The following is a 14,651-nucleotide window of genomic DNA, read 5'->3' on the forward strand; positions in this document are numbered from 1 at the left end:
TCTGCACTTGGTCCAGGGCGCGCAGCAGTCCTACTGTCGACGGCGATGCATGACCTACCGGTTCCGATCGCTGTCGCGGTGGTGGCGTTCGTCGTCGCGATTGCCAGCGGTCGCTGGCTGCTCGTCAACGACACGCCTATCGACCGTCTGATCAATCGCGCACTCGGTTGGGACATCGCCGGGATGCTGGCGTATGGATTCGCCGCGTGGCTCGGCGCGGCCACCCTTGCGCCCCGGCTGTTCCTGGGTATCGGTGCGATGGCGATGGCCAACGTGTACGGCTTCACCAAGTTGCTCGACGGTGCCGACCCCGGCACCGCGGTCCAGCGTCAGCGTAAGTACGACGCGGTCGGTGGCATCGCTGGAACTATCGTGCTGGCGTGCGCGTCCGTCGACCTGGCCGGAGTGCCCATCGACAGCATCTTCGATTGGGACGCCACCGCATGGGCGGCCTCCCAAATGTTCACCGCGTACTCGGGTTTGTTGATGGCGCGGGCCTGCGTCCGGGAGTTGCGGGCCACGCAGCCGACGCCACAGGAGCTGCTGACCTACTCCGCCCTGCTCGTGGTCGGCAGTTATTCCTTTCTCGCTTCGGTGATTTCGGCGGTACGGACGGCCAATGGAATTCCGCCCGACGATCCGGGGCTGGCATGGACGATCGGGACCTTCGCGACACTGGCCAGCCTTACCGCGCTGATCGCGGTTCCGCTGGTGATCGCGGTGCTCGCGCGTTCCGGTTTGGATCGGGCCGGTCGACACTGTCGCCGCCTGCGACCGCTGTGGCAGGACCTGACGGCCGCAGTGCCGGAAGTCGTGCTCTTTCCCGATGAATCGAGCTCATCGAGGCAGGGTGCACCGGAATCCGCCTCGCGCCTCTATCGCATGACCGTCGAAATCTGGGACGCACTGCTGCATCTGAAGCAGCATGCTCCCGACGAACTGCCCGACCTTCGAGCCGACGTCAGCGAGCAGGCACTGCGAATCGCCTACGCCGCGCAGGCAAAGATCGACGGCCGCCCGCCAGCGGTTCGACAGCCGCGCGACGACGTCGGCCTCGGCGTCGGCGACCGCACCGCCGGACTTCGCTATCTGCGCGAACTTGCCAGGGAATGGCCGAAGGCCCGCGCGAGGGCGAGCGCGGACCTTCGGGGAGAACGGGTTCGGTGAGCCTTTCGGCTACTTCGCCGCGTTGGCGATGGCGGGTTGCAGCTTGTTCAGCAGGTAGGGGATCGAGAGAGCTGTCGGCTGGTTGACGGCGCTGATCTCCTCGACCGTCAGGAACGTGACCGCGCCCTTTTTCACCGCGGGCAGTTCGATGTAACCGGGCAGCTGCCGGTACTTTTCGTCCATGCCGGGGGAGTATCCGGCCAGCAGCAGGTCGGCGGTGAGCTCGTCGACGCGCTCCGGGGACAGCGCCAGCCTGCCCTGGTTGGCGGGCAGGTCGGTGAGGTTCTTCGGGATGCCGAGGCCGAGCTGGGTGAAGATCTTGCTGGAGCCGTCGTTCGGGTCGGTCAGCACCATCAGCTGAGCCGGGCTCGCCAGCCAGGTGCTGACGAAGGTCTTACCCTTCAGGCCCGGGTTCGCCTGCGTAATGGTCTCGACCTTCTTGTCCACATCGGCGATGACCTTGCTCGCCTCGTCCTGCTTGCGCAGCACCTTGCCGAGCGTCGTCACCAGGTTCTGCCACGGTCCGACCGCTTCCTTGCTCAAACCGGGCAGCGTCGGTGCGATCTTGGACAGATCGTCATAGGTCTTCTGATCGGCGAGGAATCCGTCCACCAGAATCAGATCCGGCTCGAGCGCCGCGACCTGCTCGGCGATATTGCCTGTCGTGTTCAGCGCCTTCGACGACTTCAGCGAGTCCGGCTCCCACGGCGGGCTGGTCTTGGACACCGCGGCGACATTGTCGATATGCCCGACCGGCGTCACACCGAGCGCCAACGCTGTGTCCATCCACTGATTCCCCAGCGTGACAACCTTCTTCGGAGTGCCTTCAACCGTGGTCTCACCCCGCGCGTGCGCAACGGTAACGGGCTCACCGCCGGCCCCCGACTCATCGCTCGACGACCCACAACCGGCAATACCGAACGCCAGCGCCCCCGCCAGCACCGCAACCGCCGCCCGCCCCAAACCGCGGGATGCCCGAACAGACTTCATCGCAAAACCCTCCTTCGTCGAGGAGCTTCCCCGACCGACTCAACCGAGCCGCAACCAGCATAAATCAGCCTAGGCTAACCTATATTCTCCGTGTGTTGCGCGCCACGTGGCCGACCATCTCACCGTCTGTCCGGGCCGACACCTGGGTGGCCTGCTCGCTTCGCCAGGCCGACCGTTTCCTTGTTTATAGTATCGGTCATATATAGGATCGATCCTATGGGGTTATATGTCGTCGAGGTCGAACCTGAAGTGGCCGCATGGTTGCGGTCACTATCGGATCGGGACTTCGGTCGCGTCGACACGTATGTGGGAATGCTTGCGGAGAACGCGGAGACGTTGGGCGAGCCGTGGTCCCGCAATCTTGGCGATGGCGTGCGGAAGCTCCGGTTCCACCTGCATCCGAGAGAAATGCGCATTACCTACTGGCTAACATCTGGCCGCAGGGTCGTGCTGCTGATGGTCTTCCGTAAGAACCGAATGCGGGAGTCCGCAGAGGTGGACCGGGCGAAGGTGCTGCGGAAGGTGTGCGAAGTTGAGCATGAGCACGCCCGAATCAGCTTCGATAGAAAGGTAGACGGCGATGGCTGAACACATGTCAATGGATGAGCTACGGAGCTCGAGGGCCAACCGACCGGACTTCGATGCCGACGAGTACAACGCCGGGCGCGAGGAGGCCCGGCTGGCAATCGAATTCGCGAATGCCATCCGCGAACGCCGCCTCGAACTCGGACTGACACAGACACAGCTGGCGCAGCGCGCCGGGCTGCGCCAGCCTGATGTTTCCCGGTTGGAATCCGGTGGCGGCACACCCACTATCGGCATGTTGGAGCGATTGGCCCACGCACTGGAACTGAAGTTCGTCGCCCGGTTCGAGAAGAACGATGCCGCATGATCCTCGGCGAGGGTAATGGTCGCTGCTCATCGGTGCCCGCTCGTCCTCGCCGGGCTGACACCGACGGCGCGGATCACGATGTCGGGGCAATCGACCAGCACCGGGCGGTTCGTGCCCTGGCACGTCAGCCCGACCCAAAGCAGCGCGGACCGATACCTGAGTAGCGACTGCTCACCTTCGCTCGGCTGAGCACGGGCAACGGATAGGCAGCACCCATTAGGCTTTCGACATGACGATCCAACCGCCCGGCCCGCTGCCGCATGAGATGACCGAGGAGCAGTACCTCATGCTCCCCGAGGGCATGGCGCGCGAGATCGAGGTCGTGCACGGGCACGTGATCGTGTGCGAGTCGCCGGTACCCGAGCACAACCGAGTAGCGCGCAGACTGGCCGGTGCCATGGAGCAGCTGCCGAGCACCGAGCCGTGCATCCGGGTCGAGACCGATATTGATGTGGTGCTGTGGCGGGTGCCGAAGTTCACCTTCCGCAGACCGGATGTGACGGTGTACCGATGCTTGCCGGAGCGGGGCGCGAAGCCGGAGGCCGGTGATGCGTTGATCGTGGTGGAAGTCTCCTCGCCGTCCACTGCCGCAGAAGACTTGCTGGACAAGAAGGCCCAGTACGCCCGTGCAGGCATCCCCCTCTATCTGGTCGTCGCACTCGATACCAAGTACGACATCGAAGAGGTCCGCGAGTTCAGACTCGACGCCCATGCATCCGAGTATCGGCTGCACCGGCTGCATCGTGATGGATTTCTACAGCTCGAGCATGTCGTAGTCGGCGATATCGGCTTTGCGGACCTTGTTCGCTAGTCCGCAAGGGTAAGGATTGATGATCGAATCCACGCTTCTGGAGACGCTGACCAGCGCCAACCGTGACCAGGTGCAACAGCTCGTCGTCGGCGCCGTCGTCGCGCACGACGGCAAATTCCTTGTCCACGGTCAGCTTCCTGGTCAACCCTCCGGGATCGTCACCGAATTCGTACACGATGCCGGCAGCCCCGTGGCTACGCGGGCTACTGGAGACCGCCGTCCACGTCGATCACCTGACCGGTGATCCAGCCCGCGTCCGCGGAGGCCAGGAATGCGACCACGCGCGCGATATCGATCGGCTGCCCGATCCGCCCCAGCGCGGTCGCGGCGATCAAGGCATCGCGTTCCGGTCCGGGCGGCAGGCTGCCGGCGAGCTGCGCGGTCTCGACGATTCCGGGCGCGACGGCGTTGACGGTGATACCGCGTGGGCCGAACTCGGCGGCCTGGCACCGGGCCGCCGCCTCGATCGCCGCCTTGGACGCGGCGTAGGCGGTGCTGGTCGCGGCCAGTCGGCGGGCGAGGCCGGAGGAGAGGTAGACGATCCGGCCGCCCGGCCCGAGCAGTCCGGCCGCGGCGACCGTCGTGAGGATGGCGCCGTGCACGTTGTTGTGCAGATGTTCGGTGAGATGCTGCTCGTCGATCTCCTCGGTCGGTCGCCGAGTGTAGATCGCGGCATTGTTGACCAGGATGTCCAGTTGCCCCTCACGCTCGGCCACACTGTCGATCATGGCCCGGCGTTCCTGCTCATGGCGAATGTCGGCCGCTACCAGCCTGACTCGTCCACCCGTGGCGGTGATGCGGTTCGCGACCTCCTCGGCCTCCGCGCGATAGCTCTCGTTCTGGTAATCGAGCACGACCGTCGCCCCGCGCCCGGCGAGTTCGACGGCGGTCGCGGCGCCGATACCCCGCGAGGCGCCGGTGACGACAGCGACCTTGTCAGCTAGCAGCATCATCGACCTCCGGTGGAATATTGCGGTTGAACCGGAACATATTGGCAGGGTCGTAGCGGCGCTTGAGCGCCCGTAACCGTGGATACGCGGACCCGTAAGCGCCGGGGATCCGGTGGTCCTCGTCGTAGTCGAGGTAGTTCACATAGGCGCCGTGCGTCGCGTGCGGACCTACCGCATCGCCGAACGCGCGGGTCCAAGCGATCTGGGTGGTGTCGTCCTCCGGCGAACTCCAGCCGTTGATGACGAGGAACGAGTAGCCGGCGTGCCGTCCGCCGAACACACTGTCATCGATCGGCGCCCGCCCGACAGCGCCACCCATATGTTCCACGAACACCTGGGTGAAGGGGGCCGTGACCGTGCGACACCGGGCGAGAATCGCCTCGCTGACACTGTCGTCCAACTCGGACAGATAGTGTGCCCGCAGGTGATAGCGGGCCCCACGCGGGGTGCTGCTGTCGTGCACAGCTTGCAGGTCGTCGATGCCCATCTCTCGTACCGAGTCGTAGACGGGCTCGCCCAGGGGCGCCAGCGGGGCCAGGAGGGTCGCCAGGTCCGCCGGATCTCCGGTGTGGCACAGACCGATACCGGTGCTGTGGGCACCGTCCGGGCTTCCGTTGTAGTAGAAGTGCGTCACCAGTTCGTCGCCGGCGCGGGCGGTGATATCGCGAAATGCGTTCAGCACAGCAGGAGCCGCCTCGCCTGGGTACAACATCATTCCGGCCGTGACCCGGGTGATCGGGTGCAGCTGCAGGGTCAGCGAGGTCACGGCTCCGAAATTCGATCCCGCGCCGCGCATCGCCCAGAAAAGATCGGGTTCGCTGTCGGGGGCGATACGCCGCAGTTCCCCGTCCGCAGTCACCATTTCGAGTTCGCGGATGTTGTCGCACGCGGTACCCAGGCTGCGCATCAGCCAGCCGAGTCCGCCGTGCAGGGCGAATCCGGCCACGCCGACGGTGGCCACGGATGCGCCCGTGGTCGCGAGACCGTGCCGCGCGGCCGCCTCCACTACATGGCCCCAGCGGGCACCCGGCGCCACCTTCGCCAGGCGCCGTTCGGCGTCGATCTCGACCCGGGTCAGTGCGGCGGTGGAAGCCACCAGCGCGTAGTCGGGCATGGACCGGGCGCCGATATCGTGGCCCGCTCCCGCAATGGCGAGAGGAAGTCGTTCCTGTGCCGCATAGCCGACCAGATTCCGCAGATCCGAAGTGTCGGCACAACGGACGATGCAAGACGGTCTCCGGTCCAGGCCCTTCCAGATGCGCCGAGCATCGTCGTAGCCCGGTTGTCCGGGGGCGAGGATCTCCCCGCGCACCGGTATCGCACGAACTGTCACGGCTTCTCCTCAGGGGTCGGGGACCGATGGTGGACGGCGGCGGTCCACCCGGTGTTCGTGTCCCGGCGCCACACAGTCGAGCAGTGCCGCCCACGCTGTCGGTAGGTCACCAGCTCTGCGGTATCGGCCAATCGGACCACCGACATACCGACGGGACGATCGGATTCGCCCGCGTCTCGCGGCCGGCTGTCCGGGAAATGACAGCCGTGCTCGTCGACCAATACACCGTCCGGAGCCATCAGCCCGGACAGCACGTGCGGCTGCTCATGTCCGAGCGCGTCCAGCAGTCGCAGTTCCCGATCGACGACAGCGCGATCGGGAACGCATGCGGTGATACCCGCGGTGACCCGACCGAGGAACGCGGCCGCACGTTGCGGCGTCGCCATGGCCGACCACATGGCCCGTGGGTCGTCGAAGTTGTCGAGGTAGGCGTTCGCGACATCCTGATCTTTCGAGGCCGCCCGGAACACATCGAAAACCTGAGTCGGCGGTGGGCCGAGCGCCGACGCGGTCCATTCGGTCACGTCGCGGCTCAGTTCCCACAGCTGGTCCGCCCACGCCCGGCAGAAGCGCTCGTCGAACACCGCCTCATCGACGATGACCCGGCCCAGTTCCCATGCCGCCGCGACCGCGAGATTTCCCCCCTGCCCGGTGACCGGGTCGTTGAGTACCGCCGCGTCACCGACCGCGACCAGATAACCGCCGGACTTCAGCCGTGCCCACGGCGTGCGGACGGTCGGGGTGACAGTGCCCTGCAACAGATCCAGCGGGCGAGTCAGCGCGAACCGTGCCGGATCGACGCGTTCCGCGATTTCGGTACCGGCGATCAGTTCTCGTACCGCGTCGGCGCAGGCCACGGGATCGTCGTAGTAGTTGCGGCGCACGAGGGCGTCCCATGGGCCGCCGGGAACGGCTTCGAACGTGATTCCCGCGACCCGTCCGATCACCGAATGCACCGGCGTCTGGAAGATCTCGCCGACGCCGGGCACGATCTCGAGATGCATGCCCATCGGATCGGTATGGGCCACACCGTGGAACAACCCCGCCAGCAGCACCCGGGCGGGCCGGTCGGCACTGCGGTGCGGGATACGCGGGAAATGGTCGTCGGCGAGTCCGCGGCCGCCGGTGGCCACCACCATGAGGTCGTGGTCGGCTCCGTACTGCGCCAGCGCGGTACGCGCGTCGGCGACGTCGACCACGACACCGCCGCGATCACGGTAGTCGGCCAGCAGTCGCGGAAGGTACAGCCGGAAGTCGACGAAGGCAGCCTGGCTGCCGAGGTCTCCGCGAAAGGTGATGGGCGGATCTTCGCGGACGCGCACATGCGCACAGCTCATCCCGAAATCCGGGAAGTTCCAGTGGTCGACGCCGAGCGAGCGTTCGCGCTCCCGTGTCCGGCCGAAGCGGCACACGTTGTTCGGCAGGCGACCGTCGCGGATCTGTGCCGGAGTCTTGTCGGCGTACAGGGTCGCGGCCACCCCGTGCTGCTGTAGCAGCAGCGCCAGGTGCAGGGCCGATATCCCGGTGCCGACTATGCCGATGGTATGCGTGGCGCCTCCTTGGGTCGGTGGGCGTGAACGAGTTCGACATAGGCGTCGGCGAGCGCCCGGGTGCAGGGGCGTGCGGGCGGATAGGTAGTGGCGGCGACCTGAGCCACCGGCGCCACTCCGGACGCGGTGCCGGTGAGGAAGACTTCGTCTGCTGCGGCGAGATCTTCGAGGGTCACGCGGGTGACGCGGGCCGGGATTCCGATCCGCTCGGCCAGCCGGAGCACCGTGCGGCGAGTGATGCCGTCGAGGAAGGTGTCGGCGATCGGGGTGACGAGTTCACCTTCGCGCACCAGGAAGATGTTCGCCCCGGTGGCCTCCGCGACGTAGCCGTGGTGGTCGAGCAGCAACGCGTCGTCGTAGCCCTCGCCGCGAGCCTGCGACAGCGCCAAGGAACCGACGAGATAGTTCGCCGACGTCTTCGCCTGGGTGGGCGCCATGGTCGGTGCCGGCCGTCTCCACTGTGACAGCGCGAGGCGCAGCGGCTGCCGCGGTATGGCGGCCGCAGGCCAGCGGATGACGCCGATGGCGAGGTGGACACTCGTACCCGAGGCATCGATACCGATCATCTCCGCGCCGCGCCAGGCCACCGGGCGCACATACGCTTCCGCGTACCCGGCAGCGGCGACTGCCGTATCGATGGCCGCCACGATCTGTTCGGCGGACCAGGGCAGTGACATACCGACCGCAGCTGCCGAGATATGCAGTCGTTCGGCATGTTCGGCGACAGCGAACGGCCATCCGGCGTGCACCCGGATGCCCTCGAAGACACAGATGGCGTTGTGCAGACCAAAACTGAGCACCGGCAGAGTCGCCTCGCCGGGTGCGACCAGTTCGCCGTCCATCCACATCGCCCCCACGGCACCCGCTGTCGCCAGCCCGCTCATGCGACACCGCCCGGCACCAGAACCGAGCCGGTGAGATCCCGACGTGCCACGATCGAGGTCAGTTCGCGCAGCGGCTGCTCGATCGCGGCCCGCGCCGCCTCACGCAGCGGACTGAGGCCCGTTGTCACGGGCTCCCCGCCATCGACTCGGATCAGCGCATTGGCTACCACATGAAACCGATTGGCCCCCAGGTCCAGTTTGACGCGTTCGGCGCCGCGGCCGAGCGCGAAGCGGCGAATTCCGTGCGCCACCCCCCACCGGTATATCCGGTACAACCCGGTCGCGTACAGATTCTGCGCGGGCGGCACCCGCACGTGGTCGATACCGTGCACCAGCACATCGAGGGTGTCGGATTCGCGGCCGCGCAGTGCGAGCACAGCGTGGACGGTCTCGCCTCCGGAACCGCGGTGCCGGAAGACGCACAGCCGGTCGCGCAGCGCGGACGCGGTCAGGTCGTGCAGGATCGGCATGGCGAAATGGTTGTGCCGGTGCCCGTATTTGGCCAGGTTCATATGGTGCAGCCGGTCGAACGAATTCAGTACCTCGTCATCGATATCGGACCCGGTGCACGCCTCCCAGGTGTAGTGCTCGTCCGCCCGACGGACGAGCCGCCGCAGTTCCCGGAATCGCGCCCCTCCCAGCAGGTTCCGGAGATCCCGATCCACCTCGTCGGTCGGTACGTATTCGGCTTCGAGAAACCAGGGCAGAAGGGTGCCGCCGTGTTCGGCGAGCTCCCTCGCCTCGCTGGTACGGACGACCGGGTACAGCAGCCAGCGCGCCCCGAGCCGCGCGGCGGCACACCGGTCGGCCCGCAGTTCGGCGAGTTCGGGCGGTGTGGTGTGCGGTTGGTAGAAGAAGCCGCGGGTGACCAGCGTGCGATCGCTATCCAGCGCCGTGCCCACACCCAACGCTGCGACTACCGCGCGCCAGTGCATGATCCGCCCCAGCGGGACGTCCGAGGTCGGGGTGTCGTAGAGGCGGCACCATGCCTGTCGCCACTGCGCGGTGTCCGCGGCATCGGCCTGCGAGCGCGATATCGTCGTGGCCCGCAGCTGCGGGCCTACGGTCGTTTCCATAATCGGAACCTTCGAGCGATCAGGCGGTGCGGGCAGGTGTCTCGTGATGGAACACGGCCTGCCAGCCGAGGGAGCCGTGCCGCCAAACGCTGCTGCAGTACACGACCGAAGGCAGGGGGGCGCCGTCGAATTCGCCCCATTGGCGCAGCCGGTAGCTGAGTGCGGCCACCTGCGGACCGGCGTCGACCACCCGGATATCGTCGGCGACGTACCGTGCGTCCGGCGCCAGCGCGTCGATCCCCTCGATCAGCGATCGCTGGCTCACCAGGCCCATGGTCGCGTCGAAACCGTAGCCGTCCGGATGCATCAACTCGGCCATCGCGGCCTTGTCACGCCGGAATATCGCCGTCAGGATTCGCCGTTCCAGCTCCGAAAACCGCGACTGCTCAGTGGACATGGTCGGCGAGGGCGGCGGACCGGGCACGATCGGCGATCCGATCGCACAGCAACTCCATCATCTGCCACCCCTGTCGCAACGCGGCACTCACCTGCTCCACCGTCCAGTCCCGGCGTTCGCTCAGTTCGCGGTACCCCATTTCGAGATGCTCGGCGTCGGCGCCGTCGTGCAACCGGAAATACTCGCTCGAGGCGAAGGCGTGCACACCGGCGGCGTGGAAGATCATCCCGCTCCCCTCGAGCGCCAGATGAGCAAGCACGGTGCGCTCCACACTGGATCCGGTGGCCATCCGATCGAGGAACCAGGAGGATACGCCGGCGATGACCGGGTCCCATGGGACGTCGCGCCCGTCGCGGATCGCGGCGAGCAAGCGGTGGTGCCCGACCTCCTCGGTCAGGTGTTCGTCGGCCAGGGCACGGGCCGGACTGTCGCCCTCTCCGACGACCCTGGCCGCGATGATCCGCTGGAAAGCGTTCGACCACCCCTGCAGGTGATCCAGCAGGCTCTCGCGCACACCCACCGGTTGCGCGTCGATGTCACGAATCAGCCGGACCAGCGCGTTGCCCTCGTAGGCGCGCATGTACTTGTCGTTCTCGGCGCGTATCGTCGCGATGTCGGCTCGATCGCCGACGAAGCTCACACGGGCATTGTCCGGGTCCTCGTACAGCCCCGTACCTTCGAACTGGATCGAGAGCGCCCAAAACCCGGTGGGTCCGGTACCGACGAACCCGTGCCGCGCCCCGGGTGGCACCACCACGATATCGCCGGAACGGATATCGGTGGTGGCATCGCCCATGGTCCTGCCGGTGCCCTCGGCGACGATGATCATGCTCTTGGTCGGATGCTGGTGCACGGACAGTTCCTCGCCGGGGCGCAGGCGGACCCAGCTGATGGAGAGTCTTGCCAGGTCGGGAACGAACGCGGCCAAAGTGGGATTCCGGTGAAAGTCCTTCAGCAGACCGATGTCGTGGACGGCACCGTCGACCACCACCGATGTGATCTGTTCCAGGGCTTCGCGTTCGATGACTTCCATGCGTTCTCTTCCTGCAACCGGTTCGCCGCGCAAGCGCTCCCGGAATCCAGGCAGTGCGTCCGACTGCCACTATCGTTACGCCTGGATCCGATATCCGCTGGCTATCAATCGGCACATATAAAATTGGGTGTCTTCCGCAGCGGTTACCCACATGGTCACCAAGCGAATCTTCGCTGTGATCGTGAGAATAGCGGGACTGCCGCAGGAGCGCGACACGAAGCGCATCCATGTCACTTCGCACGGTGGTTCCGCCGCAGACCGTAGCCGGAGTCACATCAGCAAATCAGCGGCACCCCCGCGATCACGAGGTTCCGCCGTGGCGGTTCAGCTCTTGGTTGCTCGGGTGTGCGAGTCGGTATGAGTCGGTGCCGGTTTCGATGATGTGCCCGCCGAAGGTGAGGCGGTCGAGCGCCCATGCCACTCCGCCGGTCCCGAACGGTTCGAGGTGTCCGCAGGCGCGGTCGGTGTCGATGTAGTCCTCGCCGGTGTGTTCGGCGGTCGGTAACCAGAAGGATTTCGCGGTGAGGTGGTAGCGCCTGGTGTGCCAGGTGTAGCCGGGGATCTGTTGTCGGATGTACGCGGGTGGCGATGCCGTTGCCCCACAGGTTCTTCTGCACGTTGAGGTTGCCGATGAAGCCGCGGCGGCACAGGTGACAGATCAGGTAGCCGGCCCTCCCGACTGGGCGCTGCCGGGCTGGTCTCGGTGCCAGAAAGTGATTGAGCCAGTGGCGGATCGGTGCTGGCTCCGGGGAGTGGATTTCCGATGCCGAGGTCGCCGAAATCGCCTACACCGCTTTCGCTTCCACGAAAGACCGCGCCACCGCCCGATTGATCGTGCGACGGGTCGAAGACGCCCGCTACCCGGATGCGTTGTTCCCGATATGGCGGTATCACCCGTTCTTCACCAACTCCCTCGAGCCGGTCGCCGACGCCGACATCACCCACCGCAAACACGCTGTCATCGAGACCGTGTTCGCTGACCTCATCGAGGGACCTCTGGCCCACATCCCTTCCGGGCGTTTCGGTGCCAACTCTGCCTGGGGGATCTGCGCCGCGATCGCCCACAACCTGCTGCGCGCCACCGGCATCCTCGCGGCGGAAACCACGGCCGAGCTCGCGCGGCCACCCTGCGACGCGAGATCGTCAACATCCCCGCCCGCCTGGCCCGCCCGCGACGCCGACCGATCCTGCACCTGCCCAGCCACTGGCCGTGGGCGACACATGGCTCATGTTGTGACACAACACTATCGGCTACACACCCCCACAACCCGCCAGCACCTGACCACCCCCGGCTCAACAGCCCTGAACCAACATCGAAGTGGAAAAGCTGGGCAGACCAGCGGCTACCCCACACCCAAAACACACTGGTCAGCGCGCCTCCGACGCACAGACCAGCCCGGCACCCGGGTCGGTGGATTCGGGCTAAGACTGCCAAACGACATGGAATTTCCCTCGAGCAGCTCATTTCTCAACTTCGGGCCTTCCAGCTAGCAGGCCTGGACCCTCGCGAAGTTGTCAAGATGCTGACAAATGCAGTTCAGATGGTTCGGCCCACTCAACTCATGGACCGAGGTAGAGCCGTTCGTTGGGGAGCCTGGGAATCCCGCTCGTGTCGCCGGGGATTACGTTCACGGCATCGACGTAATGGCGTGATCGGTGTTCTTCAACGAAACACAGTGCCGCAGTCATGCATGCGGCGAAGTCCATCCGCACACCGTGCACGAACACGCTCAGGTGAACATCCGCCTCATTCGGCATCGGGGAAGCGTTGGCGCTCATCATGTCTCCGAGTCTCGAACGCTGGTGGGTGCTACCGGGATTGCTTCGGTTTCATCGAGGTTGTCGTACGCCTCGGGCCAGCCGCTGGCGTCGACGGCACAGAGCGTTCCATCCGCCAGATGCGCGGTCGGTCGACTATCTACGGGAGCCAGTTCGAGCTTTGTGCGGGTGTCCTCATGGAAGGCCGCGAGCAGTGCCCGCACAGACGGGTCAATTTCGCCTGCGGGCACATATATACCTACGTCATTGGACATGTGTCACAGCCTGCGCCTTGCCCGGTCCCAAACACGCGCGAACCGAGGCGATGATAGCAAGCCCGGAGGGGCGGAAGGTGTCTCGTGGTGGCTCGATCCACTGCCGGATCGCTTCGGACCGCACGGTGGGTGACGGCAACGCCACCGTGCCGCCCGCGCGGATAACGGAGACGTGGTTGCGAAACAGCTGGGCGAACAGCGACACATCCTCGGGGACATCCGGCCGGATCAGATATAGCCACTGGTTCGATCGTGGCAGCGCCAGGATAGGACCGACAGCGGAATCTCGATGGGCCATATGATGTTTGACCGCTCGCCCGAGAGGTATGGGCATCCGCACCGCCCACACGTGGGTCGCCTGCATGACGATGCCACCCGGACTCGGCGAGTCGAGGTTCGCGGGCAGATCGCACACACGCCGGTAGAAGATGGTGCGCGACGCGGGGGTTTCCCCAAAAGGTATGTGGTCCATGGTTAGACCTCTGCTTGCTTCGTGTGTGGGGTTGCAGCGCCCGGTGCCGGGGGAATCGACACTCCTGCACCGGGACAATTCAATTGAGGAAGTGGTGTGGTGCGCCCGATGGCGGAGGGCTCGACACCCCGCCACCGGGACGATTCTGTGGCGGCGGGCGAGCCTGCCCACTCCCGAAGCGCGGTGCTGAAGGCTTCGAGCACATCGGTATCGGGTTCGCCCACGTAGGCGGATGGTGGTCCGGTGAGCGGGTCTCGTTGTGGAAGATCGTGGTTCGGCATCGCCGACCTCCAGGGCATCGACTGCGGTCTTCGGTCACCCAATGACCGGAGCTGCTGAGGGCCGTCACCGGTCGTCGCCTGTGCTTACCGGCAATGTCTCGAGCAGTCGCGCTCACGGCCGAAGGTGGGCATTCCGTGCGAGGTTTCCCGGTCATCGGGTGAATTCAGTACACACCCAAATCGTCAAACTGGAACTATCAACTCGACGATTCCCTAGAATGTGCTGGAGTTCCAGTTTGGACGTCCACCATTAGGGAGGCTAACCACGTGAGCACACTTCCCCTCCGCGCAATGGGTCAGCTACTGCGCGAATTGCGCAGCACCAGAACGCAGCTCGCAGCAAGCCGAGTCCTGGAGATCTCGAAGCAAGGCGTCGGTAGGCTCGAGAAGGGGCTACCGATCAAGATGACCACTGCTGATCTGAAGGCGCTGCTGGATTTCTACGACGCCGACGACGAGCGCCGCGAGAAGGTTCTTGCCCTTTGGGTAGAAGCCCGAGAAGCCAGGGCGCAGAGCGGAACCCGGCGTGGTTGGTGGAAGGTGTACGCAGATACCTATGGCACGCACTTCGACCACTACCTGTCGCTCGAAGAGACTGCGAACCGGTTGTCCACCTTCCAACTGACGCTTCTGCCCGGCCTGCTCCAGACGCCCGGCTATCGCCGGTCGGTCGTCCAGGCGGCCTATCGAGATATCTCGCTTGTTGAGCTGGAGCGCCGCGTTGAGCTGATGACCCGCCGTCAGCAACGCTTGACCGAGGACACCGACTTTCAAATGAATGT

16 protein-coding genes and 1 pseudogene are annotated in these 14,651 nt (G+C 65.7%); 7 read left to right on the forward strand and 10 right to left on the reverse strand.

Annotated features, from left to right (window positions below; all coding sequences use genetic code 11):
• The first annotated feature begins 45 nt into the window (after nucleotides 1-45).
• Complete coding sequence (locus ACLMAJ_RS33760) at nucleotides 46-1,167, forward strand: MAB_1171c family putative transporter (RefSeq protein ID WP_412017946.1); 1,122 nt, start codon at nucleotides 46-48, stop codon at nucleotides 1,165-1,167.
• 9 nt (nucleotides 1,168-1,176) lie between these two features.
• On the opposite strand, the gene ACLMAJ_RS33765 is transcribed toward ACLMAJ_RS33760, so the two are convergent.
• Complete coding sequence (locus ACLMAJ_RS33765) at nucleotides 1,177-2,157, reverse strand: ABC transporter substrate-binding protein (RefSeq protein WP_412017947.1); 981 nt, start codon at nucleotides 2,155-2,157, stop codon at nucleotides 1,177-1,179.
• Nucleotides 2,158-2,373: 216 nt separating this feature from the next.
• Here ACLMAJ_RS33765 and ACLMAJ_RS33770 point away from each other — a divergent pair, with 216 nt between their 5' ends.
• The 4 genes from ACLMAJ_RS33770 to ACLMAJ_RS33785 all read left to right on the forward strand — a co-directional run bounded on the left by ACLMAJ_RS33770 (nucleotide 2,374) and on the right by ACLMAJ_RS33785 (nucleotide 4,104).
• Entirely contained in the window at nucleotides 2,374-2,745 is a 372-nt protein-coding gene (locus ACLMAJ_RS33770) for a type II toxin-antitoxin system RelE/ParE family toxin (protein ID WP_412017948.1), read from the forward strand.
• Entirely contained in the window at nucleotides 2,738-3,049 is a 312-nt protein-coding gene (locus ACLMAJ_RS33775; protein WP_412017949.1) for a helix-turn-helix domain-containing protein, read from the forward strand. Before ACLMAJ_RS33770 ends, ACLMAJ_RS33775 begins: the two co-directional genes overlap by 8 nt.
• A gap of 229 nt (nucleotides 3,050-3,278) precedes the next feature.
• Entirely contained in the window at nucleotides 3,279-3,860 is a 582-nt protein-coding gene (locus tag ACLMAJ_RS33780; RefSeq protein ID WP_412017950.1) for a Uma2 family endonuclease, read from the forward strand.
• A gap of 19 nt (nucleotides 3,861-3,879) precedes the next feature.
• A complete protein-coding gene (locus tag ACLMAJ_RS33785) occupies nucleotides 3,880-4,104 on the forward strand; it encodes a hypothetical protein (RefSeq protein WP_412017951.1) in 225 nt (74 codons plus the stop codon).
• Here ACLMAJ_RS33785 and ACLMAJ_RS33790 read toward each other — a convergent pair.
• The 7 genes from ACLMAJ_RS33790 to ACLMAJ_RS33820 are packed head-to-tail and all read right to left on the reverse strand — an operon-like array spanning nucleotide 4,064 to nucleotide 11,083.
• Entirely contained in the window at nucleotides 4,064-4,813 is a 750-nt protein-coding gene (locus ACLMAJ_RS33790; protein ID WP_412017952.1) for an SDR family NAD(P)-dependent oxidoreductase, read from the reverse strand. The genes ACLMAJ_RS33785 and ACLMAJ_RS33790 overlap by 41 nt on opposite strands.
• Nucleotides 4,797-6,143 carry an FAD-binding oxidoreductase gene (locus ACLMAJ_RS33795; protein ID WP_412017953.1) on the reverse strand — a complete coding sequence of 449 codons (1,347 nt, stop codon included), beginning with the start codon at nucleotides 6,141-6,143 and terminating at the stop codon, nucleotides 4,797-4,799. Before ACLMAJ_RS33795 ends, ACLMAJ_RS33790 begins: the two co-directional genes overlap by 17 nt.
• Nucleotides 6,140-7,621 carry a styrene monooxygenase/indole monooxygenase family protein gene (locus ACLMAJ_RS33800; RefSeq protein ID WP_412017954.1) on the reverse strand — a complete coding sequence of 494 codons (1,482 nt, stop codon included), beginning with the start codon at nucleotides 7,619-7,621 and terminating at the stop codon, nucleotides 6,140-6,142. Before ACLMAJ_RS33800 ends, ACLMAJ_RS33795 begins: the two co-directional genes overlap by 4 nt.
• A gap of 53 nt (nucleotides 7,622-7,674) precedes the next feature.
• Entirely contained in the window at nucleotides 7,675-8,577 is a 903-nt protein-coding gene (locus ACLMAJ_RS33805; protein WP_412017955.1) for an aminotransferase class IV, read from the reverse strand.
• Nucleotides 8,574-9,653, reverse strand: coding sequence for a GNAT family N-acetyltransferase (locus ACLMAJ_RS33810; protein WP_412017956.1), 1,080 nt, complete (start codon nucleotides 9,651-9,653; stop codon nucleotides 8,574-8,576). Before ACLMAJ_RS33810 ends, ACLMAJ_RS33805 begins: the two co-directional genes overlap by 4 nt.
• Nucleotides 9,654-9,672: 19 nt before the next feature.
• On the reverse strand, nucleotides 9,673-10,050 hold the full coding sequence (locus ACLMAJ_RS33815; protein WP_412017957.1) for a DUF4440 domain-containing protein: 378 nt from the start codon (nucleotides 10,048-10,050) through the stop codon (nucleotides 9,673-9,675).
• The gene (locus ACLMAJ_RS33820) at nucleotides 10,040-11,083 is read right to left on the reverse strand and encodes a cupin domain-containing protein (protein WP_412017958.1); all 1,044 of its coding nucleotides are present in this window, start codon (nucleotides 11,081-11,083) and stop codon (nucleotides 10,040-10,042) included. The genes ACLMAJ_RS33815 and ACLMAJ_RS33820 overlap by 11 nt, the downstream gene beginning before the upstream one ends.
• Nucleotides 11,084-11,827: 744 nt before the next feature.
• Here ACLMAJ_RS33820 and ACLMAJ_RS33825 point away from each other — a divergent pair.
• Nucleotides 11,828-12,365: pseudogene (locus ACLMAJ_RS33825) on the forward strand (IS1380 family transposase); the annotation flags it as partial.
• Nucleotides 12,366-12,861: 496 nt separating this feature from the next.
• Here ACLMAJ_RS33825 and ACLMAJ_RS33830 read toward each other — a convergent pair.
• Together ACLMAJ_RS33830 and ACLMAJ_RS33835 are read right to left on the reverse strand one after the other, a co-directional pair.
• Nucleotides 12,862-13,116, reverse strand: coding sequence for a hypothetical protein (locus ACLMAJ_RS33830; RefSeq protein WP_412017959.1), 255 nt, complete (start codon nucleotides 13,114-13,116; stop codon nucleotides 12,862-12,864).
• On the reverse strand, nucleotides 13,106-13,588 hold the full coding sequence (locus tag ACLMAJ_RS33835; protein ID WP_412017960.1) for a DNA-directed RNA polymerase subunit beta: 483 nt from the start codon (nucleotides 13,586-13,588) through the stop codon (nucleotides 13,106-13,108). Before ACLMAJ_RS33835 ends, ACLMAJ_RS33830 begins: the two co-directional genes overlap by 11 nt.
• 572 nt (nucleotides 13,589-14,160) lie before the next feature.
• Here ACLMAJ_RS33835 and ACLMAJ_RS33840 point away from each other — a divergent pair.
• Nucleotides 14,161-14,651, forward strand: a 491-nt coding sequence (locus tag ACLMAJ_RS33840; RefSeq protein WP_412017964.1) for a Scr1 family TA system antitoxin-like transcriptional regulator, incomplete at its 3' end; no start/stop codon positions are given.

The sequence above is a fragment of the Nocardia arseniciresistens genome, from assembly GCF_046764875.1.
In the GTDB taxonomy this organism is placed as follows: Bacteria; Actinomycetota; Actinomycetes; order Mycobacteriales; family Mycobacteriaceae; genus Nocardia; species Nocardia arseniciresistens.

Excerpts from the sequence above, each read along its gene's own strand:
- ACLMAJ_RS33760 (WP_412017946.1), top strand. The coding sequence starts at position 46 with ATGCATGACCTACCGGTTCCGATCGCTGTCGCGGTGGTGGCGTTCGTC.
- ACLMAJ_RS33765 (WP_412017947.1), bottom strand. The coding sequence starts at position 2,157 with ATGAAGTCTGTTCGGGCATCCCGCGGTTTGGGGCGGGCGGCGGTTGCG.
- ACLMAJ_RS33770 (WP_412017948.1), top strand. The coding sequence starts at position 2,374 with ATGGGGTTATATGTCGTCGAGGTCGAACCTGAAGTGGCCGCATGGTTG.
- ACLMAJ_RS33775 (WP_412017949.1), top strand. The coding sequence starts at position 2,738 with ATGGCTGAACACATGTCAATGGATGAGCTACGGAGCTCGAGGGCCAAC.
- ACLMAJ_RS33780 (WP_412017950.1), top strand. The coding sequence starts at position 3,279 with ATGACGATCCAACCGCCCGGCCCGCTGCCGCATGAGATGACCGAGGAG.
- ACLMAJ_RS33785 (WP_412017951.1), top strand. The coding sequence starts at position 3,880 with ATGATCGAATCCACGCTTCTGGAGACGCTGACCAGCGCCAACCGTGAC.
- ACLMAJ_RS33790 (WP_412017952.1), bottom strand. The coding sequence starts at position 4,813 with ATGATGCTGCTAGCTGACAAGGTCGCTGTCGTCACCGGCGCCTCGCGG.
- ACLMAJ_RS33805 (WP_412017955.1), bottom strand. The coding sequence starts at position 8,577 with ATGAGCGGGCTGGCGACAGCGGGTGCCGTGGGGGCGATGTGGATGGAC.
- ACLMAJ_RS33810 (WP_412017956.1), bottom strand. The coding sequence starts at position 9,653 with ATGGAAACGACCGTAGGCCCGCAGCTGCGGGCCACGACGATATCGCGC.
- ACLMAJ_RS33815 (WP_412017957.1), bottom strand. The coding sequence starts at position 10,050 with ATGTCCACTGAGCAGTCGCGGTTTTCGGAGCTGGAACGGCGAATCCTG.
- ACLMAJ_RS33820 (WP_412017958.1), bottom strand. The coding sequence starts at position 11,083 with ATGGAAGTCATCGAACGCGAAGCCCTGGAACAGATCACATCGGTGGTG.
- ACLMAJ_RS33830 (WP_412017959.1), bottom strand. The coding sequence starts at position 13,116 with ATGTCCAATGACGTAGGTATATATGTGCCCGCAGGCGAAATTGACCCG.
- ACLMAJ_RS33835 (WP_412017960.1), bottom strand. The coding sequence starts at position 13,588 with ATGGACCACATACCTTTTGGGGAAACCCCCGCGTCGCGCACCATCTTC.